The 21,491-nt window shown below is 43.5% G+C and carries 17 protein-coding genes; 11 read left to right on the forward strand and 6 right to left on the reverse strand.

Annotated features, from left to right (window positions below):
* The first annotated feature begins 18 nt into the window (after nt 1-18).
* From JWQ85_RS03910 to JWQ85_RS03930, 5 genes are all read left to right on the forward strand, one after another.
* Nucleotides 19-1,515: a calcineurin-like phosphoesterase family protein gene (locus JWQ85_RS03910; RefSeq protein ID WP_299464236.1), complete on the forward strand. Its 1,497-nt coding sequence runs from the start codon at nt 19-21 to the stop codon at nt 1,513-1,515.
* Nucleotides 1,516-1,665: 150 nt separating this feature from the next.
* Nucleotides 1,666-2,625 carry a FecR family protein gene (locus JWQ85_RS03915; RefSeq protein WP_299464239.1) on the forward strand — a complete coding sequence of 320 codons (960 nt, stop codon included), beginning with the start codon at nt 1,666-1,668 and terminating at the stop codon, nt 2,623-2,625.
* A 10-nt stretch (nt 2,626-2,635) separates the two neighbouring features.
* Complete coding sequence (locus JWQ85_RS03920; RefSeq protein WP_299464242.1) at nt 2,636-6,058, forward strand: SusC/RagA family TonB-linked outer membrane protein; 3,423 nt, start codon at nt 2,636-2,638, stop codon at nt 6,056-6,058.
* 13 nt (nt 6,059-6,071) lie between these two features.
* A complete protein-coding gene (locus tag JWQ85_RS03925) occupies nt 6,072-7,514 on the forward strand; it encodes a SusD/RagB family nutrient-binding outer membrane lipoprotein (RefSeq protein WP_299464245.1) in 1,443 nt (480 codons plus the stop codon).
* A gap of 29 nt (nt 7,515-7,543) precedes the next feature.
* Nucleotides 7,544-9,094, forward strand: coding sequence for a DUF5689 domain-containing protein (locus JWQ85_RS03930; RefSeq protein WP_299464248.1), 1,551 nt, complete (start codon nt 7,544-7,546; stop codon nt 9,092-9,094).
* 61 nt (nt 9,095-9,155) lie between these two features.
* Here JWQ85_RS03930 and JWQ85_RS03935 read toward each other — a convergent pair whose 3' ends face one another.
* Genes JWQ85_RS03935 through JWQ85_RS03960 form a run of 6 tightly spaced genes read right to left on the reverse strand, consistent with a single transcriptional unit; the run spans nt 9,156 to nt 15,388 of the window.
* Complete coding sequence (locus JWQ85_RS03935) at nt 9,156-10,778, reverse strand: NADP-dependent glyceraldehyde-3-phosphate dehydrogenase (RefSeq protein WP_299464251.1); 1,623 nt, start codon at nt 10,776-10,778, stop codon at nt 9,156-9,158.
* Between the two features lie 57 nt (nt 10,779-10,835).
* A complete protein-coding gene (locus tag JWQ85_RS03940) occupies nt 10,836-11,933 on the reverse strand; it encodes an alginate lyase family protein (protein WP_299464254.1) in 1,098 nt (365 codons plus the stop codon).
* 7 nt (nt 11,934-11,940) lie between these two features.
* Nucleotides 11,941-13,128, reverse strand: coding sequence for a mannonate dehydratase (uxuA, locus tag JWQ85_RS03945; RefSeq protein ID WP_299464257.1), 1,188 nt, complete (start codon nt 13,126-13,128; stop codon nt 11,941-11,943).
* Between the two features lie 24 nt (nt 13,129-13,152).
* Nucleotides 13,153-13,515 carry a cupin domain-containing protein gene (locus JWQ85_RS03950; RefSeq protein ID WP_299464259.1) on the reverse strand — a complete coding sequence of 121 codons (363 nt, stop codon included), beginning with the start codon at nt 13,513-13,515 and terminating at the stop codon, nt 13,153-13,155.
* A gap of 3 nt (nt 13,516-13,518) precedes the next feature.
* Nucleotides 13,519-14,745 carry a glycoside hydrolase family 88 protein gene (locus JWQ85_RS03955; protein ID WP_299464262.1) on the reverse strand — a complete coding sequence of 409 codons (1,227 nt, stop codon included), beginning with the start codon at nt 14,743-14,745 and terminating at the stop codon, nt 13,519-13,521.
* Between the two features lie 19 nt (nt 14,746-14,764).
* Nucleotides 14,765-15,388, reverse strand: coding sequence for a YhcH/YjgK/YiaL family protein (locus JWQ85_RS03960; RefSeq protein ID WP_299464265.1), 624 nt, complete (start codon nt 15,386-15,388; stop codon nt 14,765-14,767).
* A gap of 278 nt (nt 15,389-15,666) precedes the next feature.
* On the opposite strand from JWQ85_RS03960, the gene kduI reads away from it, so the two are divergent.
* The 6 genes from kduI to JWQ85_RS03990 all read left to right on the forward strand — a co-directional run bounded on the left by kduI (nt 15,667) and on the right by JWQ85_RS03990 (nt 21,442).
* Entirely contained in the window at nt 15,667-16,497 is an 831-nt protein-coding gene (gene kduI, locus JWQ85_RS03965; protein ID WP_299464268.1) for a 5-dehydro-4-deoxy-D-glucuronate isomerase, read from the forward strand.
* Nucleotides 16,498-16,509: 12 nt separating this feature from the next.
* The gene (locus JWQ85_RS03970; RefSeq protein WP_299464271.1) at nt 16,510-17,325 is read left to right on the forward strand and encodes an SDR family oxidoreductase; all 816 of its coding nucleotides are present in this window, start codon (nt 16,510-16,512) and stop codon (nt 17,323-17,325) included.
* On the forward strand, nt 17,326-18,363 hold the full coding sequence (locus tag JWQ85_RS03975; protein WP_299464274.1) for a sugar kinase: 1,038 nt from the start codon (nt 17,326-17,328) through the stop codon (nt 18,361-18,363).
* Nucleotides 18,353-19,012 carry a bifunctional 4-hydroxy-2-oxoglutarate aldolase/2-dehydro-3-deoxy-phosphogluconate aldolase gene (locus tag JWQ85_RS03980; protein WP_299464277.1) on the forward strand — a complete coding sequence of 220 codons (660 nt, stop codon included), beginning with the start codon at nt 18,353-18,355 and terminating at the stop codon, nt 19,010-19,012. The genes JWQ85_RS03975 and JWQ85_RS03980 overlap by 11 nt, the downstream gene beginning before the upstream one ends.
* Before the next feature lie 13 nt (nt 19,013-19,025).
* The gene (locus tag JWQ85_RS03985) at nt 19,026-20,318 is read left to right on the forward strand and encodes an MFS transporter (protein WP_299464280.1); all 1,293 of its coding nucleotides are present in this window, start codon (nt 19,026-19,028) and stop codon (nt 20,316-20,318) included.
* An 86-nt stretch (nt 20,319-20,404) separates the two neighbouring features.
* On the forward strand, nt 20,405-21,442 hold the full coding sequence (locus JWQ85_RS03990; RefSeq protein ID WP_299464283.1) for a LacI family DNA-binding transcriptional regulator: 1,038 nt from the start codon (nt 20,405-20,407) through the stop codon (nt 21,440-21,442).
* Nucleotides 21,443-21,491: the final 49 nt, after the last annotated feature.

The raw sequence follows: 21,491 nt of genomic DNA on the forward strand, positions 1-21,491 counted from the left end.
AATCATTAACTAAAAAATATGTCTAACAGAAGAGACTTTATTAAAGCTCTGGGTTTATCAGGGGTAGCATTAACCGTGCCTGTAGCCGTTACAAATGCTGCAACTGTAGCACCGGCTGCTAATAATACCGATATTACTAATCTTACCCTTAAGGGCAGGGTACAAAGCAACGGACAGGGTATAGCGAATGTTCCTGTAACCGACGGTATTAACATCACCCTTACCGATAAAAATGGCAATTACCAGTTGCTAAGTAATAAAACGGTTAAGTTTGTTTATATCACTATCCCCGCTGGTTATGCTATACCGCATAATAAAGGTATTGCCCAATTTTATAAAGTTGTTGATAGCAAACAAAATTCTTATACCGCGAATTTTCAGTTAGACAGGTTAGAGCAAGATGATAAACATCACGTATTTGTGGTTTGGGCCGATCCACAGATCATATCTAAAAAAGATGGGCAGGCGTTGATTGAACGGTCAGCACCAGATTTGCGTGAGCTGGCAGCTAACTACCCTGCAGGCACGCTGATACACGCAATTGGCTGCGGCGACCTGGTATGGGACCATTTTGAATTGTATGAAGATTACCGCCAGGCGGTGAGCGTTACCGGTGTGCCTTTTTTTAATTTAATAGGCAACCACGATATGGATATTGACGCCCGTACAGATGACTACTCGGCAACTACATTTAAAGATAATTTTGGGCCTACATACTACTCATTCAACAGGGGTAACATACATTATGTAATGCTGGACGATGTATTTTTCATTGGCACCGCGAAAAGATACATTGGTTACCTTACCGAGCCTCAGCTGCAATGGCTGGAGCAGGACCTGAAACACGTACCGCAAGGTAGCACAGTTGTGTTATCGCTGCATATCCCAACCAATACCGGGGCAAAACGCCGTAATAAAGATAAAGAGGATGAATTGGGCGGCGTAGTATCAAACCGCGAGCAGTTATATAAAATACTGGCACCATATAAAGTGCATATTATGTCTGGGCATACCCACATGAATGAAAAATGGGAGAACGGTAATATTATGGAACATGTGCATGGCACCGTATGCGGCGCCTGGTGGACAGGCCCTATCTGCAGTGATGGAACCCCCGAGGGCTATGCAGTTTACGAAGTACAGGGCAATGATATCAGCTGGTTCCATAAATCAACCGGTAAACCAAAAGATTATCAACTTAAAATATACCCTAAAGGCTACCTTAAAAATGCACCAGACGAGATAATTGCCAATGTTTGGAACTGGGATAAGCAATGGAAAGTACAATGGTTTGAAGATGGTGCGTTAAAAGGTGATATGGAGCAGCGCATTGAGTTAGACCCATGGACGGTAGAATTATATGCCGGCGATCAGCTGCCCAAAAAGCATAAATGGGTTGACCCAACATTAACCGATCACCTGTTTTTTGCTAAACCATCCGCTGCTGCAAAAAGCATAAAGGTTATAGCTACCGATAGGTTTGGTAAACAGTATACACAGGAAATTCAATTATAAGTACCGCATTCTTTAGATTGAGAGCTGCCCGGAGAGGGCGGCTTTTTTGCTTTAATAAACCGGCCGTTGTTAACAAATTGTTCATACACGCTTAACAATTTGTTTTGGTGGAAAAAGGTTCCGCGGTGCTCTTAATATAAAGATCGCCAAATGAACTGGGAAATACTTATACGTTGCGTAAACCATGAATCTCCAGAAAAAGAAGTTGCTGAAATTGAGGCCTGGATTAACGAGCGCCCCCAAAATAAACTGATATTAAAACAGCTGCAGCTGAAGCAAAATCAGCTTAACCAACCCTTAAAAGACGAGGTTGTGCATGCAGAATGGGTAAAGGTGCTTGATAGGATATTTGAAAGCCCCCAGCAACAAAAACCCAAAGTAAAAAAGCTTTTTAGTTTAATAGGCATAGCTGCTGCTGTGCTGCTGGCCTGCTTTATTAATTTGTTTTCGTTAAAGAATAGCTACGAAGCCGCAAGCGAAACGGTTGTTGTTCAGACCACTTCAGAGCGGCGCCAGGTGCAACTGCCTGATGGCTCTATGGTTTACCTGGCACCAAATTCAAATTTGCGGGTGAGCGGGCATTTTGGCCGCCAGAAAAGGGAGCTTTCCTTAACCGGCGAGGCTTTTTTCGATGTAAAGCACGACGCGAAAAAGCCATTTATTGTTAGTACCGCAAATAATTTAAAAGTGAACGTGTTGGGCACTTCGTTCAATGTGTATTCGCGGAAAAACGTAAACGAAGAAATTAAAGTTGCAACAGGCCTTGTTGGTGTGGTTGACGCAGACTCTACTACGTTTTTAAAAGCCGGAGAGCGATTAAACTATTCACTGACAAATAATGTGGCAATAAAAAGCCGGGTAGATGTGCGGGATGCCACCAGCCTGCAAAACGGTACCCTGTACTTCTCTAAAAGTACCACCAAACAAATAGCCGAAAAACTTGAACGCTATTACAATATACGCATAGAGGTTGCACCATCTGCTACTAAACACCATGCTTTTAGCGGCGAAATAAAAGACTACGGCATTGCCCGGGTGCTTGACGGCATTGGCTTCGTAACCGGCACCAAATACAAATTCACTAACCCAAATACTATCCTATTATATTAATTAAACGCATATGCATCGTAAATTTTTACTTAAGGTATGGCTCTGTTTATTGGTTGGCGGGCTCATTACCCTATCGGCCAAAGCGCAGGATAATGGCCAGCTTACTTTTAACAGCAACAAAATAACCGTAGCAGCTATAATTGACAGGCTGCAAACGGTTTACAAATACAAGGTATCTTATGATGCCGATCTTAATACCGGCAAAACTATTACGCTGCCATCAACAAATATCAGTCTGCAAAACCTGGTAAAGCAGTTGGAAGAGCAGGCAGGGGTAGATATTAAAACAATTGGCAGTAACCTGGCCATAAAAAAGCTGGATGTACTAACCGTAAGCGGTACCGCTTATTCGGGCGATGATAACCAGGCACTGGCAGGCGTAAGCATAATGGATAGCGGAAAGCGCCTGTTGGGTATTACCAATGCCGAAGGTAAATTTAATATAAAAGTTAACAGCGGTACAAACATCACCTTTAGCATGATCGGTTTTCAGCCGCAGGTTACCGTTTATACCAAAAACGTTACCGATACAAAAATTATCTTGGCAATAGCAAATAACGCGTTAAACGAGGTTGTAGTTACCGCATTAGGTATTAAACGTGATGAAAAAGCGCTTGGCTATGCGGTTACCAAAGTTAAGGGCGAGCAGCTTACCCAGGCACTTTCAAACAACTGGACAGACGCATTATCCGGTAAAGTAGCGGGCCTGAACCTGATCCGCTCAAACGGCGGCCCCGCGGGCTCAAACAAAATTATTTTACGTGGCGAAAGTAACCTCACCGGCGAAAACGATGCATTGATAGTAATTGATGGAGTAGTTATAAACCACGGCAGCGGCCGCAGAACAGGCAGTGGCAGTAATGCCTATCTGGATAGCGAATCGCCGGTTGATTTTGGTAGTGGTTTAAACGATATTAACCCCGAGGATATTGCAGATATAACTGTGTTAAAAGGCCCGAGTGCAGCTGCCTTATATGGGCAGCGCGGCGCAAATGGTGCGGTAATTATTACTACCAAAAGTGGCCGGGTGAAAAAAGGGATCGGTATTACGCTTAATTCTAATACCGCTATAGAACAGGTGTCGCGTACGCCCGATTATCAGTACGAATATGGGCAGGGTGCCGCCGGCGAAAGTTATTATTCGTTCGGTAACACATCCGATGGTGCAAGTACACGCAGTACCAGTTCGGCATGGGGCCCAAAATTCGATGGCCAATCGTATTATCAGTATGACCCGATTACTCATACAGGTGGTACAACACGTACACCATGGGTTGCTTATCCAAACGCGCGTAAAAACTTTTTTGAAACCGCTAAAACATTCACCAACAGCATCACCCTTGATGGTGGTACTGATAAAACATCAGTTCGTTTTTCGGCAACCAATGTGCGCAACACCTGGATAATCCCTAATACAGGGTATGACCGTAACACAGTTGCTTTATCAGCCGATCAGAAAGTGACCGATAAACTGCAGATATCAGCACGGATCAATTATACCAACAAAACCAGCGACAATTTACCGTCAACAGGTTACAATAACCAATCTTTGATGTATTGGGATATGTTTTGGGTACCTAACGGCGATTTAAACTGGCTTAAGAATTATTGGTTACCCGGCAAAGAAAACATTAATCAAAGCTATCCTTTCAGTAGTTTTCCGGATAACCCGTACCTGATAACTAATGAAATGCTTAACAAATCAAATCGGAATGATTTGGTAGGGAACATTCAGGCCACATACAATTTCACCAAAGATCTAAGTTTGATGGTGCGAACGGCCCTTACCAGTTCTTTCGATCAACGTTCGCAGCAAAGGCCTTACGATACCGAGAAGTTCAGAAAAGGGATGTTTCGTACGCAGGATATTTATTCGCAAGAGATCAATAACGACTTCCTGATAAGGTATAATAAAAAAGTAACCAAAGATTTTACGGCTACCATATCTGCCGGCGGAAGCATGCTTATTAATACCTATGACCGTAATGAGATGCGCGCCGACTCACTACTATACCCCGGCGTTTATACGCTGGCAAACAAAGCGGGTATGCTGGTAGCTTTACCTAACCAGGCAAAATATAAAATAAACAGCTTTTATGGCCTGGCATCTTTCGGCTTTAAAGATTACCTGTTTATGGATGTAACAGGCCGTAACGACTGGAACGGCGTATTGGCAACGGCCCAATCAACCAAAAACGTGTCGTTCTTCTATCCATCGGTAAGTTTAAGTGCTGTTTTATCAGAGGCGCTTCATTTGCCCGATTTTATTTCTTATGCCAAAGTAAGGGGTTCATTTGCCAGTGTAGGCAGCGGCGGTCAGGATGCATATTATACTTCATTCACCTATTCAGCTAACAGTATTTTTCCCGGTGGTTTAAGTAACCCTACACTGATCGCTAATCCGGAATTGAAACCATTACGTACCCGCAGCTTTGAAGTAGGTACCGATGTGAGATTCTTTAATAGTCGTTTAGGAATTGACATCGCCTTGTATAAAAGCAACACTACATCACAGATATTACGCAATAGGCTCGACCCGGCATCAGGTTACAATGAAGCGGTTATCAATGCCGGCGAAGTAGAGAACCGTGGTATAGAGATCCAGGCCAATGGTAACCCAATAAAGAGTAAGGATGGCTTTAGCTGGAATATTACTTACACTTTCTCTGCAAATAAAAATAAGGTGATCTCCCTAACGGATGGGATACCTTTAACCCTGCAATCCGGCCCGGCTAACCGCGGCGCAATTGTAGCGCAGGTGGGCGGAAGCATGGGTGCTTTATATGGTTTAGGTTATGATCGCTCTCCCGATGGGCAAATAGTTTATGCAAACGGGTATCCCAAACTAACCGATAGCATTAAATATATTGGTGACGCCATTCCAAAATGGAAGATGAGTATTGGCAACCAGTTCAGGTACAAACAATTTAGTATGAGCTTTTTGTTTGATGCCCAATATGGTGCAGTAGGGTATTCGCTTACATCGGCCATTTTAGGGGAACAGGGTAAAACTACCAATACCATACCGGGCAGGTATAATGGTATAATAGGTGACGGCGTTATCAGGAATCCTGACGGTACTTATCGTAAAAACGATGTAATTGCCGAAAATATCTACACTTATTACAACGCCCACTTAGGGCGCGATAACGTGGAAGGAACAACTTACTCTACCGACTTTATTAAATTACGCGAAGCAAGGCTGGATTACAGTTTATCTCCTAAATTATTAAGCAGGCTTGGTCTTCAACGGGTAACTGTTGGTGTTTATGGTCGCGATTTATTTACTATTACCAAATGGCCAGCCTTCGACCCTGAGTTTGGTACCCTAACGCAAAATGCACAGGGAACGCCAACCATTGCGCGCGGTTTTGAATTGGGGCAGTTCCCATCAACCAGAACGCTTGGCTTTAACTTAACTGTAGGTTTCTAAAAACAGCACATAAATGAAAACTAAGGCATACATCATTCTAACAATTTTTATATCCACGCTTTGCATTACATCATGCACAAAGGATTTTAAAGAATTAAGCGTTAACCCTAATGCGGTAGATCACGCTTTACCGCAAGCCCTGCTTGCACCCGCAATAACCGATATAGTGGCGGCAAACATGAACCGTAGTCAACGCATACAAAACGAGCTGATGCAGGTAACCGTAAATATGGGCGATGGCGAGGGTAAAATATTCAGGTACGATATCCGTAAATCTGAAGCCGACTATTTATACAACAATTGGTATATCGATCTAACTAACATCAATGATGTTTACAAAGGCGGTGTTGAAACAGCCAACAACTCTTACCAGGGCATAGCGCTTATTTGCCGTGCCTGGGTGTTCTCGTTACTGACCGATACTTATGGCGATGTGCCTTACTTTGAAGCCAATAGAGGCAAAGAAGGTTTGTTTACGCCAAAGTTTGACAAGCAGAAAGATATTTATACCGATATTTTTAAACAGTTAGAAGCGGCTAACGATCTGCTAAAAACAGGCGCGAACATCCCTGCCGCAAGCGATCCTATTTATGGCGGTGTAGTCGCCAACTGGCGCAAATTTGGCAACTCATTATATATAAGGTTGTTATTACGATTATCAGCTAAAGCTGAAATGAACACCCCGGCCAAGATCACCGAGATGATTGATACTAACCCGGCCAACTATCCTATTATGACCAGTAATGCCGAATCGGCTATATTAAAATGGTCAGGTACTGCTCCTTATGTTTCGCCATTTGCTACCTGGCGCCCTGCCGATTGGTACACGCCAAAGCTGGGTAGTTTCTTTGTAGATAACCTTAACGAGTGGAGTGATCCGCGCATTGGCCGGTGGGCAACATTAGCCGAAGGTGAATATGCCGGTATACCAAGCGGATATTTACCGGGGCAACCTCCTGCTGCTAAGTCGACACTATTAACAGCTTTACAGATTGAGCCACTGCTGGGTAATGTTATGAATTACTCCGAATTGCAATTAGCATTGGCCGAGGCTGCTGCAAAGGGTTGGGTTACTTCCAAAACGGCACAGTATTATTATGAAACAGGTGTTACCAATGCCATTACATTATGGAATTTAACGGTGCCGGCCGGTTATTTGGGTTTTGCAAAGGTTAAGTGGGACGACACCTATAGCCTTGATCAAAAGATGGAGCTGATACATAAACAAAAGTATTATACTATGTTCTTTACCGATCTGGAGCAATGGTTCGAGTACAGGCGCACCGGCCACCCGGTTTTACCAAAAGGCCCCGGCTTGGTTAACAACGGTATAATGCCTGCAAGGCTTAACTACCCGTTTTTTGTGCAAACAACAAATACCGCTAATTATAACGCGGCTGTTGCAGCACAAGGTAAAGATGATATTAATACACTGGTTTGGTGGCAAAAACAATAAGATTCAGAATCATGAAAATATACAATTCAATGAAAACAAGATTTTTTCACATCGCGGTATGCCTTGTGGTGCTGCTAATTAGCGCATGCCAGAAACACGATTTTACTGCCGGTGAATTAAGCCCGACAATTGCCGTGGGCGACCTGCGCGTTCTATACAAAGGCGCTGATGTAACCTTAACAAAAGAAAAAATGCTGGGCGCTACTCAAATTGTAGGTACGGTAGTTTCAATGCCCGATTCCGGCAACGTACCATCAGGGGTTGTAGTGATGCAAAACTATCGCAGAGGGGTGCTTCGCGGTATCGCTTTTTCTTTAGGTAACGCGGCCTCTACTTATCACTCCGGCGATTCACTTGTAATAAATGTAGAAGGAACTATTTTGAAAAGAGTGGATGGTTCTTTACAGATAACCGGATTAAGCGAAGCGGCTATTAAAAAGGTTTCAGAAAACAACCACGTAACAGTACAGTCTGCTTCCAGCTATTCTATCAAAAACAACCCGGATCAGTATGAAAGTACTTTGGTGCAGATAAAAATGGCAACTGTATCACCCGCGCCTAACATTGATGATACATTCGCCGGCGACCGCTACCTGGTTAATGGTGCCGATAGTATTATGCTGCATACAGAGGCATCTGCCAGTTTTGCAAATGCTAAGCTACCTGCCAGTGCAACCATAGCGGGTATATTATTAATAGGTAAAAACAGCCAGGGCGAAACGGCATTGCAGTTATGGCCCCGTGGTATTTCAGATGTTAGTGATATTACTAAACCGGCAGATCCAAATGCTTCGCTTGGTAAATCGCCGGTAATTGTTACAGGATATATAAATGATACTAAAGGTGCTGATGGCAACTATGAATATTTCCAGTTTAGGGCCACCCGTGATATAGATTTCAGTAAGACACCAATGGCCGTTGTTAGCTGTACAAACGCAGGTGCTGCCGAACCTAATAAAGGCGATGCGCCTGGTGCAGGCTGGGCAACCGGCGGCGGCCGTACTTATAAATTTAACCTTACTGAAGGTACCGTTCTTAAAGGCGAGTTCTTTTATGTAGGAGGTAGCAACAAACGTATAAACGGACCAAATACTACAGATATCAGTTCTGCAAAATGGATACGATCAATTGCCTATGTTACTAATGATGGCGATGGTTTTGGAAGTGCAACTGCAGGTTTGTTGCCAAACAGCGGTAATGCGGGCGGCGTGGCTATTTTTGATGGCGTGATTGTAACGGAAACCTCGGTACCGGTTGATGCGATATTGTTTGGTGGTACAGGTATAACAACCATTTATAATGCCGCTACAAACAAAGGTTATCGCGTGGCCGATAACGATCATTATAACGCATTGGATGCGTCAACGGCGCAACCGTTCTTTTACCAGGGAACAAATATGTATGTTATTCCGCACTCAACACCTGCCGATGCCGGCTTTTTTGTGAAGCTGGGCGGTAATTTTGATGCTACCAGCAAAACCTGGCTAACACCACGGGGATTTAAATTCTATCAGCTGCAGCCAACTTCGAGCCTGTCTGATATTGAAACCGGTGCAGACGTAAACGTAATGACGAACTAATAACTAACTAAATGAATATATGCCGCCTGCAAACTTGCAGGCGGCTTTTTTATGTGGCAGATCAAAAAATATAATCTGTGCTTAAAAAATTAGATTCGTGGCCTTTAACAATCTCATTAAACAGTTGCTTATTGGTCTCGTTCATTTTGGCGGCCACTAAAGAGCGGAGCGAGAAAGAACGTAAGGCATCGTTAACCGATAATGTACCTTCAGCGCTGTCTTTTCGGCCGGTGAACGGAAATACATCAGGCCCGCGTTGCGACTGACTGTTAATGTTTACCCGGCTTACCAGGTTAACAAACGGATCTATCAGCGAGGCTAATTCTTTAGCATCATTACTGAATATACTTACCTGCATACCATGCGGAGATTCTATCTGGTATCGTATGGGTTCCTCGATCGATTCAAATGGGATCACTGGTATAACTGGTCCGAATTGTTCCTCCAGGTAAAGTTTCATTCCCTTTTTTACGGGGTAAATAATTGCCGGGTACACAAATGATTCTACAGCGGTGCCACCATTTTCGTTGATCACTTTAGCGCCGTTCATGATTGCATCATCAATACATTCTTTTAAATAGCCGGGCTTGCCGGGTTCTGCAACGGGGGTAATGTTAACGCCACTTACCCATGGCATACCCAGTTTTAAACGTGATACGGCCTGGCTAAGTAATTCTAAAAAGGTATCGGCAACATCTTTATGTACATGAATTATTTTTAAGGCTGTACAGCGTTGTCCATTGTACGATAATGCACCTAATATAATTTCGTTAACGGCCAGTTGCAGGTCGGCGTTTTTGGTAACGATGGCCGCATTTTTCGCATCCAGACTTAAAACAGCACGCAGGCGGTTAATTTTAGGATGACGTTTCTTTAAATCGTTAGCAACTTTGCTCGATCCAATAAAGGCAAGCACATTGATCCTGCCGGTAGCCATTAAGCCCGGTGTAACACTTGCGCCACGGCCATAAATGGTATTTACCACTCCTGGCGGGAATGCTTCCTTAAACGCTTTTAACAGTGGATAGTGCACCAGCGTACCATGTTTAGGTGGTTTAAACAGAATGGTATTGCCCATAATTATAGCCGGGATGAGCGTAGTATAAGTTTCGTTAAGCGGATAGTTGAACGGCCCCATACAAAGTACCACACCAAGTGGCGCCCTGCGTGTTTGGGCAACCACGCCCTCGGCCACCTCAAAACGTGATGATCGCCTGTCCAGCTCTTTTAAGGCATCAATTGTAAGGTTGATGTATTCAACGGTACGGTCAAACTCTTTGGTAGAGTCGGCGTGCGATTTGCCTATCTCCCACATAATAAGCTTGATAACCAGATCGCGCTGTTCTATCATTTTGTACACAAAGTTTTGCATACAATTTATGCGGCCTTCAATGCTCATGGTTGGCCATTCGCCACGGCCGTTACCGTAGGCTGCTTCTGCGGCAGATAAGGCTTCCATGGCTTCCTTTTCGGTTCCCAGGGGATAGCTGCCAATCAGTTTTCTTTTTAAGCCATCAGCCGTAGGCAAACAAATGGGCGAATAAACGGTGCTTACTTCACCGTCCCATTGTACCATTTCGCCATTGCTAAGATATTCGCGCTGATGGATCTCGTCTATCCGGAATGATTCTGGTATTTCGCCGGCATCAACAAATAAGGATCTTAAATGCTCTTCGAAGTTCATAGGGGTAGTTTTTACAGTTAATGATAAAACACAGTGCACTACATAAGAAGCTGTAATTTATGATTTTTTCTTATTAATTGTAAATGCATCCAAAGCCATGCGCCAGTTCATGTATTCGTTGTTATTTGTTGTTTTACGGATGACTTTCAAATAATCGGTATCAAAGTAAGCAGCTAACGCGAAAGTTTCTACGCCGTTTTTGGGCTCGAACAAAGTGCCGGGCGCATAACCCTTTTCGCCGTTCTGGGCCCGTTTTAAATCAAACGGCACTTTGCTGTTCACAAATTCGGGGTGTGTTTTTTCGCCGATCATAAAGGGCGTCATATAATCAACACATTTTTTAATAGACGAGCCATTGGCTGTTTGCCAGGCGAAATAATCTTTGCCCGTTGCCCTGTATATAGCAATACATGCCGATAGCAGGGGCTCTATATCATAGGTTTGATAATGGAAGGCGTCGCGTTCGACAAGGTCATGCGTGGTGCCGTCGGGGTTCAGGTTGATGTTGAGCTGCTTTTCTAACTCCTTTACAATGGTACTGTTGTAGCTATCATCGTGCAGGGTGTAAGCTATAAGTGTAAACATTTTTATCCGGTGCGAGTTCCAGTTGTTAATGGCTGTGCCCCGGTTGCCTTTTGCTGTGGCGCTGTTAACCTGTGCATTTGCCATGCTACGCATCCATACGTCAATTAAGGCTTTATCATCAATTTTTATATCGTTTCTGATCAGGTCATAAGCGGTAACCAGATCTTCCAGCTTAGTTTCATTGATGGGATCTTCGGTAGCTTTATTAACCTTTGCCCACGCTGTTAAAAAGTCTATGGCTTTATCCAGATATTCTTTTTTGCCAGAGTATTTGTAGGCTAATGCCAGCGCATAGGTTTTGTAGGCATCTTCTACAGCCTTTAAGCTGGCGGTTTTTTTTGGGTCGCCGGCTAAAAGGCCTTGAGACAGTATGGTTTCTATAGGATTAGGTGTTTCAGCTAAGGCCTGATCTGCAGCTTTTTGATAGGGTTCAAATGCTTTTTTGTACTTATTATCCTTATCAATGGTTTTACGCATCAGGGCAACCTCGTTTTTATCAAGGCTGACTATCTGTGCTTTACCACAAACGGCGATTGTTAATAATCCAAAAAACCATAGGAGTTTTTTCATCGGTGTATTAATGATTTAAAGATCGTTTTATTCCCAATTCCAGTCCCCGAAGTTCGGCAAGGCCTCTTAAGCGGCCAATGGCAGAGTAACCAGGGTTGGTTTTTTTATGCAGGTCATCCAGCATTTTATGCCCATGATCGGGCCTGAAGGGCATGCGGGTATCTTTGCGTCCGTTGGTTATTCTTTTTTGCTGCTCTTCCAACAGGGCTTTCACCACCGCATACATATCCACGTCGCCGGTTAAATGGTCAGCTTCATAAAAGTTGCCTTCCTCGTCGCGCTTTGTATTTCTTAGGTGAATAAAGTGAATGCGGTCGCCCAGGCGTTGCACCATGCCGGGCAGGTCGTTGCTTTCAATTACACCGAATGATCCTGTACAGAAGGTAAGGCCATTGTTGGGGCTATCTACTGCATTGTAAATATCAAGGATATCCTGCTCGTTGCTTACTACTCTTGGCAAGCCCAAAATAGGATAGGGCGGGTCATCCGGGTGGATGCACATAAGTACACCGGCTTGTTCAGCAGCGGGGATAACCTGCTGTAAAAAATAGGCGAGGTTGGCTTTTAGCGTTCGTGCATCAATATCACCGTAAGAGGCAAGCATTTCCAGGAACTTTTTGGTGGTGTAACCTTCTTCAGAACCCGGCAGGCCGGCAATTATATTTTTTACAAGTTGCTGCTGGTCAATTTCATTTAATCCTTCGTGATATATCTTTGCTTTATTTTTTACAGCCTCGGGATAATCCTGTTCTGCTTCGGGGCGGTTCAAAATATAAAGGTCAAAAGCAGCGAAGGCGATGGTGTCAAACCTTAGCGCGGTTGAGCCATCGGGCATGGGATAGTCAAGGTTGGTGCGGGTCCAATCCAGCACGGGCATGAAATTATAACATACTATATTTAGGCCGCATTGGCCCAGGTTTAGTAGTGTTTGATGGTAATTTTTAAGTAATTGCTCGTAGTTTCCGCTTCGTTTTTTGATATTTTCGTGTACCGGCACGCTTTCTATCACCGACCAGGTTAACCCCGCATCTTCAATAATTTTTTTCCTTTTCAGGATCTCATCAACCGGCCAGATCTCACCGTTTGGGATATGATGTAAAGCGGTAACAATACCGGTAGCCCCGGCTTGTTTGGCATCGGCTAAACTAACCGGATCGTTAGGGCCGTACCAGCGCCATGTTTGTTCTAAGCTCATTTGAATAGATTTTGATCGCCTAATTTACAAAGTATATTGTTCGCTGTCGGCAGGTAAAAAATCCAAGCGGGCAGGGCTAAATGCATCTACCAACATGCCATCCTCCAAACAAACGCAGCCATGTACGGTAAAAGGAGGTACGTAATAACCATCGCCCTTGCGAATTATCTTTACGGTTTCGCCCATAGTCATTTCAAAAGCGCCGCTTTCTACGTAACTCACCTGCGAATGTGCATGGCTGTGCAAAGCGCCGCAGCTGCCCCTGGCAAATTTCACTTTTACCATCATTAGCTTATCATCATAGCCAAAAACCTGCCGCTGAACCCCTTCGCCAACAGTTTGCCAATCGGTAGCATCCTCAAACTGAAATAAGTTGCTTTGTATCATATCTTAGTTTTTTAAATGGCCCGCTGCGTTTATAACAGGTTTTTTATCTGCCAATCGTTTTTGGCGCAGCAAAGCCTCCAGATAATAGTAATCCGCATAAATAATAGGCACATCAATTTCGCTGTTGGCGGGTTTGTGGCCGGTGCTGTGAAGCAGCAGGAAACCACGCGCGCTATCGGGCTGTGGCTGGTATTTAGTAGCCAGGCTGTTCAATATTTTATCCGCTGTTTTTTTATAAACCTTAGCGTTTTTGCTGTAAGTGCTTAACTCATACAATGCCGATGCTGCAATTGACGCGGCAGATGCATCACGCGGCTGATTGCCAAGTTTAGCGGCATCATAATCCCAGTAAGGAACCAGGTCGGCAGGCATTTGCGGGTTGCTGAAAATATATTTGGCAATCTTTTCTGCTTCCTGCAAGTATGTTTTATTACCGGTTTCCCGGTAGCACATGGTATAACCGTATAGTCCCCATGCCTGCCCACGTGCCCATACCGAGCTATCGGCAAAACCCTGGTGAGTTTGTTTATGCAATACCTTGCCTGTTTCCGGGTCGTAATCAATTACATGGTACGAACTGTTATCGACCCTGAAATGGTTTTTAAGCGTAGTATTTGCATGCGCTACAGCCACTTTATAAAAGCCGGAATCGCCGCTTAGTTTGGTAGCTTCAAAAAGTAGTTCCAGGTTCATCATGTTATCAATAATAACCGGGAACTTCCATTCCTTACGATGATCCCATGATTTTATGCAGCCTATGGTAGGGTTAAAGCGGGTTATTAAAGTTTTGGCGGCCTGGATAATATCATCCTTGTATTTCTGCTCATGTGTTAAGCGATAAGCATTGCCCACACTGTTATAAAGCTTAAACCCCATGTCATGTGTGCCACCGTCTGTTTTTTCAGCTTCCATTACAGCGGTAAAGGGCTCAGATTGTTCCTTCCAAAATTTGTTGCCGGTGTACTCATATAAAAACCAAAGGTTGCCCGCAAAAAAACCACTGCACCAATCTTTAGGAGATACAATAACCAAATCGCCATTGGTATTCAGCGTGCGTGGTGATAAAAGATTTGGCTTTGCAGCAGCCGTTTTAGTTTTGGCTGTTTCGGTAAGTAATAATTTGGTTTGATGCTCGGCAAATTGGAACGCTTTAGGCGCATTGTTTTGCGCCGATATACTTAGTGTAAAGCCGTTTAATAATATCAGCAGGAATATGTGTTTAATTTTCATAGTTGATCTTAGAAGCAATTTAATTGGCCACTTTAATTTTGATCACCAATTTTTTAACCGTGTCAAACCCGTTTACCTTAATATTGGGGCGGTGCACATCCTGCGGGAAGAATAGATAGAAGGTACCCGGTTCTGCAAAGTATGAGGTGCCTTCGGCAGTGTAGGCAGCACCATCTTTGGCTTCATCATAAGGTTTGGTAACAGTTGCTTTGTCTATATTAACAACCTCTATCCGCTCTTTGCCTTTTATAACATATTGCAGGTCGATGTATTTTCTGTGCGATTCCCAACCTGCCTTCTCCAGTTCTTTTGACGGCCCTTCGGTTACAATAGCATAAGCATTGTCGCCATCAATAGCGAGTTTGCCCACGCTTAATGTATCCAGGTTAGTATCCTTTAAAAACAGGATTATCTTATCCCAAACCGCTTTACTATTATGATATTGCTTATAAAATTCAACCGCGTTAACAGATTGATGTACATTTAATTTTAAACCACCTTTCCATTTGTTGCTGTGCAGCCATTTTTCGGCGGTTTTTTGGTTAATGCTGCCATCGTTTTTGGTTTGTGCAATCGCTGTGTTTTCCATTGTAATAAAACTAATAGCGGCTATACTAAGCTGAAATAAAGATTTGATTTTCATAATTTTATTGAATTGGTTTATAAAATAATGTATCTGTTCGGGGGTAGAACGGGTATCATTACACGTCAATATTACGATGAAATCATTTAAATTGATGCCTTAACTCACATTAATTCTACGCAAACGTTATAGTTTCTGGGGTGTGTACTGCCCTATTTAGGTGTTCAAAAGTCTTCGATAACGTTTGCGTAGAAATAACAAGCAGATTGCTTCTGATTAATACATCATAATTGTAGACTTGCTGAACAATTATAAGTTAAACACTAATATTTCTTGTTTTGAAAGTACTACATAGCGTTCACCCAGATGACTTTAAAATCTACGGGACAGAACAAATACGCGATCGGTTTTTAATTGACAACTTAATAAAGGCCGACCAAATAAATTGTGCATACACCCATTATGACCGTATTATACTTGGTGTTGCCCATCCCATTACGAACACATTGACACTTGAAAATTATTCAAATTTAAAAGCAGACTACTTTTTAGAACGTCGCGAAATTGGCATTATAAACGTTGCCGGCGACGGCGAGGTTAACGCCGATGGCGAGGTTTTTAAATTAAAGAAACTGGATTGCCTGTATATAGGAAAAGGCGTTAAAGAAGTGAGCTTTACCGCTGCCGATGCTACAAACCCGCCGGTATTTTACCTGTTATCGTCGCCGGCGCACAAAAGCTACCCAACAAGTTTAATGACCATTGATGAAGCCGAGAAGGTTAATGCCGGGGCCGATTCGACCGCTAATAAACGTACTATAAATAAATACATCCATACCGCGGGCATTCAAAGCTGCCAGCTGGTAATGGGTTTAACTATTTTGCATGAAGGTAGTGTATGGAACACCATGCCGCCGCACGTGCATGATCGCCGGATGGAAGCCTATTTTTACTTTGACATCCCCGCAGGGCAAAAGGTGTTTCACTTTATGGGCGAGGCTATCGAAACAAGGCATATTTTAATTGGTAATTATGGTGCTGTTGTATCGCCACCATGGAGCATGCATTCGGGCGCGGGTACAAGTAATTATAGTTTTATATGGGGCATGGGCGGTGAAAACCTGGATTATACCGATATGGACGCTATCAGCATTGATAACATTAGATAAATACAAGCAGCAATGGAAAATATTTATTCGTTAAAAGGCAAAGTAATAGTAGTAACCGGCGGTACCGGCATACTGGGCAATTCGTTTATTAACGGCATTGTTGAGGCCGGTGGCGCAGTAGGGATCTTAGGCCGAAATAAAGAAGTAGCAGAAGAAAAGGCGGAAGCCATCAATAAAAATGGTGGGCAAGCTATTGCATTAGTTGCCGATGTGCTGGATGAAGCATCGTTAACAGCGGGCCGCAAAAGCCTGCTCGATCGTTTTGGCCGCCTTGATGGCCTGGTGAATGGGGCCGGCGGCAACATGCCCGAAGGCGTTTTGCAGCCAGATGAGGATATATTTAGTATGAACCTTGATGGGATGAAAAGAGTAATGGAGGTAAACCTTTGGGGTACCTTGCTGCCTACCCAGATTTTTGGCGATGCAATTGCTAAAACAGGCAGGGGCAGTATTGTAAATATATCGTCCATGAACTCTAAACGGGCAATTACCAAGGTATTAGGATACAATATGGGCAAGGCTGCTGTTGATTGTTACAATCAGTGGTTTGCTGTTGAACTGGCTAACCGTTACGGCGATGCCATTAGGATGAATGCCCTTGCCCCCGGTTTTTTCCTTACCGAGCAAAACCGAAATTTGCTTACGTTACCCGAGGGAGGATACACGCAAAGAGGTGGGTTAGTGATAAAGCAAACTCCTTTTAAGCGCTTTGGTAACCCCGATGAGCTGATAGGCGCTTTGGTTTGGTTACTGAGCGATGCATCGGCATTTGTAACCGGTTCTATGATATGTGTTGATGGTGGATTTTCGATATTTGGCGGCGTATAAATGAGTTTGAACGCCTCACATACCGGTGCCGTTTTAACCTTTGGTGAGTTATTGCTAAGGATTTGCCCGGATGCGGATGGCAGTTGGCTTGAAGCTAATCAACTACCTGTTCACGTCGGCGGCGCCGAGTTGAATGTTGCTACCGCGCTGGCCTTATGGGGAATAGATACAAGCTATTTTACGGCTTTGCCGAATAACGGGCTATCGGCACAAATTATAAATTATGTTAATGAACGGGGTATAGGTACTTCGGCTATTTATAAGGGTGGTACAAGATTGGGCCTGTTTTATTTAACCACAGGTGCAGATATGAAACACGACGCGGTGATATATGACCGTGTAGGTTCGGCATTTGCCGAATTAAAACCCGGTGTTATTGATTGGGACAAAATTTTATCAGGCGTGAGCTGGTTTCATTTTAGCGCTATTTGCCCGGCTTTAAGTGAGCAAATGGCAGATTTGTGTGAGGAGGTTTTGGTAGCAGCATCGCAACGGGATATCACTATATCTATTGATCTGAATTATCGTGCAAAGCTGTGGCAATACGGTAAGCATTCGCAAGAAATAATGCCAAACCTGGTTAAATACTGTCATTTGGTAATGGGCAACATTTGGGCGGCAGAAAGTTTATTAGGTATACCGGTTAACCCAGATGTGCACTATATTGGCACTAAAGAAAATTACTTAAAAGAAGCTGCAAATACATCAGAAAAGATAATGGAATTATTCCCAAAATGCAGGGCCGTTGCCAATACGTTTAGGTTTGATCATGAAGGTGGCATAAAGTATTATACCGCTTTGTATCAGGATGGCGAATTGCATAGCTCCGGCGAATATATTACAGAAAACGTTATTGATAAAGTAGGGAGTGGCGATTGCTTTATGGCCGGGCTGATATATGGCTATCGTAAACAAATGAACCCATTGGCAACAGTGAGTTTTGCTACAGCCGCCGCTTTTGAAAAATTATCTATTGCCGGCGATGCTACAAAAAGTACCGTGGAACAAATAACCCAAGTCATTAAATATGCCAACTAAAAGCCAGATCCAGGATAGTATAATTAAACAAGGTATCCTTCCGCTGTTTTATAATGACAGTAGTGAAGTAAGCATAGCTATCACCCGCAAACTTTACGAATCCGGGATCAGGGTTATTGAATATACCAATCGTGGTGAGGCGGCACTTGATAATTTTAAAGCATTAAAAAGATTACAGAAAGAGGAGCTACCAGACTTGCTTTTAGGGATAGGCACCATAAAATCGGCCGAGCAGGCTGTACAATTTGTGGATGCAGGTGCCGATTTTTTAATATCGCCGCTGGTGAACCCCGGGGTAGCTGCTATTGCAGCAAAGAATGATCTACTTTGGATCCCCGGTTGCATGACACCTACCGAAATTTACAACGCGCAGCAACTGGGCGCCACATTAATAAAACTTTTCCCGGCTAACATATTAGGGCCGGCATTCGTATCAGCAGTAAAAGAGCTTTTTCCGGGTGTGCTGCTGATGCCAACAGGCGGGGTAGAGATGAACCAGGAAAATATTACTGCCTGGTTTGATGCCGGGGTATCGGCAGTTGGGATGGGTAGCAAACTTATTACAAAAACCATTATTCAGAACCAGGCATACAACCAATTATATATAGCAACTTTACAGGCATTACAGTTTGTGCAGTCGGCAAGATAACCTAAATACAATTATGAGCGATACTAAAAAAACCAATTACAGGTGGGTAGTTGTAACCTTATTGTTTTTTGCAACCACCATTAATTACCTCGACAGGCAAGTGATCGGTTTTCTGAAACCAACTCTCGAAAAAGAGTTTCACTGGACTGAAGAGGATTATGGCTACATTGTAATGGCTTTTCAAGCGGCTTATGCAATTGGTTTACTTGCATTTGGCGGTTTTATTGACAGGCTGGGGACAAAACTCGGTTATACCATATCGCTCATTGTATGGAGTTTGGCAGCCATGTTACATGCAATTGTAAAAACAACCTTAGGCTTTGGTATAGTTAGGGCGGCTTTGGGTCTGGGCGAATCTGGTAATTTTCCGGCGGCTATTAAGGTAGTAGCAGAGTGGTTCCCCAAAAAGGAACGCGCATTGGCTACGGGGATATTCAATTCGGGCGCTAATATTGGGGCGGTAGTTGCCCCGGTAATGGTACCATGGATATTGGGGGTTTACGGTTGGCAAATGGCTTTCCTTATTACAGGGGCAATAGGTTTTGTATGGCTTATATTCTGGTGGATATTCTACGAGATACCTTCGCGTCACAAAAAGATAAGCGCGGCAGAGTTTGAACATATTCATAGTGATATAGACGAAACCATTGTTGACGGTGAGCCCCAGGCCAAAGTGAAATGGTTACGGCTTTTCGGCATCAGGCAAACATGGACCTTTGTTGTTGGTAAATTTCTTACTGATCCTATCTGGTATTTCTTCCTGTTTTGGTTGCCTTCCTACTTTTCAACCACGTTTAACCTCGACTTAAAGAAACCAAGTTTGCCTTTAGTGCTGGTTTACACCGCCACAACCATTGGTAGCGTTGGCGGTGGTTTCCTTTCCTCGTGGTTCATCAAACGGGGCATGCCAATATTTAAGGCGCGTAAAACAGCTATGTTTTTATTTGCCCTGTGTGTGTTACCCATATTTGGCGCACGCTATGCCACTAATATTTGGCAGGCGGTTGGTTTAATAAGTTTGGCAGCGGCCGCTCACCAGGCATGGAGCGCTAATATCTTCACTACAGCATCTGATATGTTCCCTAAACGAGCAGTAAGTTCGATAGTTGGTATTGGCGGGATGGCCGGCTCTGTAGGTGGTATCGCGTTCCCGTTTTTTATTGGTTGGGTGTTAGAAACGTATAAAAAAGCCGGTAATATTACCGCGGGTTATAATATCATTTTTTCGATATGTGCCTGCGCGTATTTAGTTGCATGGCTTATAATGCATTTGTTAACGCCACGCATGAAGGTTGTGAAATTATAGTTACTATTTTTGTATACAAGTAAGATTTATTACATTGGTAAAATGTTAAGCACAGTGCAGTGGAGTTTGCTTAGCAGATAACCTATATGAATTTTAGCTCAATTACAATAAAGGATATCGCTACAGCGCTTAATCTATCGGTATCTACGGTTTCAAAGGCGTTGCGAGATAGTTACGAAATTAGCGAGAACACAAAAAAACTTGTAAACGAATACGCGCTGGAACACAACTACCGGCCAAACCCAATTGCGCAAAGCTTAAAGCAAGGTCATAGCAAATCAATAGGTATTGTTGTTTCTACAATAGAAAATCAATTTTTTTCGCAGGTAATTAATGGGATCGAATCTGTGGCTTATGAGGCTGGGTTTAACGTTATTATCACACAAACACACGAATCATATGATTTGGAGGTGAAGAACGTTGGCCACCTTACGCATCATTCTATCGATGGTTTATTAATATCCCTTTCTACCGAAACCAAGGATGTTGAGTACTTGCAAAAATTGCATCGCCAGGGTTTACCTATTGTGTTTTTTGACCGCATAAGCGATGAGATAGATACGCACAAAGTAATTTCCGATAATTTTAAAGGCAGTTACGATGCCACCCGCCACCTGCTTGATGCGGGATATAAACGCATTGCACATATTACCAATCCACCAAATATATCTATCACTAAAGAGCGTTTTGCAGGTTATCGCGAAGCATTGGAAGAGGCGGGTATGCCAATAGATGAAGAAATTATTGTTTACTGCCCGCATGGCGGCCGTGATATTGGCGAGGTAGAGAACGCTCTTACCCAACTGCTTTCGTTGAAGGATAAACCGGATGCTATCTTCACCACATCCGACAGGATAACCACCACTACGCTGTTCCTGCTTAACAAATTAAAGATCAGGATCCCCCAGGAAATAGCGCTGATCGGCTACACCAATACTACCCTTGCAGATGTATTAAACCCATCGCTCAGCTCTGTTTATCAGCCCGGGTTTGAGATGGGGCAAAAAGCTACCCAAAAGCTTTTAGAGCTTATTTTAACCAAAAGGCCGGTTCACGAATTTGAAACAATAGTATTGCCCACACAACTTGTTACGCGCGATTCTACCGCCCCAAAAACTCGATAGAAGCGAAGCCTGCAAATCTCCCCTTAGTGTTTTTAAGTGTTTCTGCCAT

Origin of the sequence: Mucilaginibacter sp. (assembly GCF_028288105.1) — a bacterium.
Taxonomy (GTDB): Bacteria; Bacteroidota; Bacteroidia; order Sphingobacteriales; family Sphingobacteriaceae; genus Mucilaginibacter.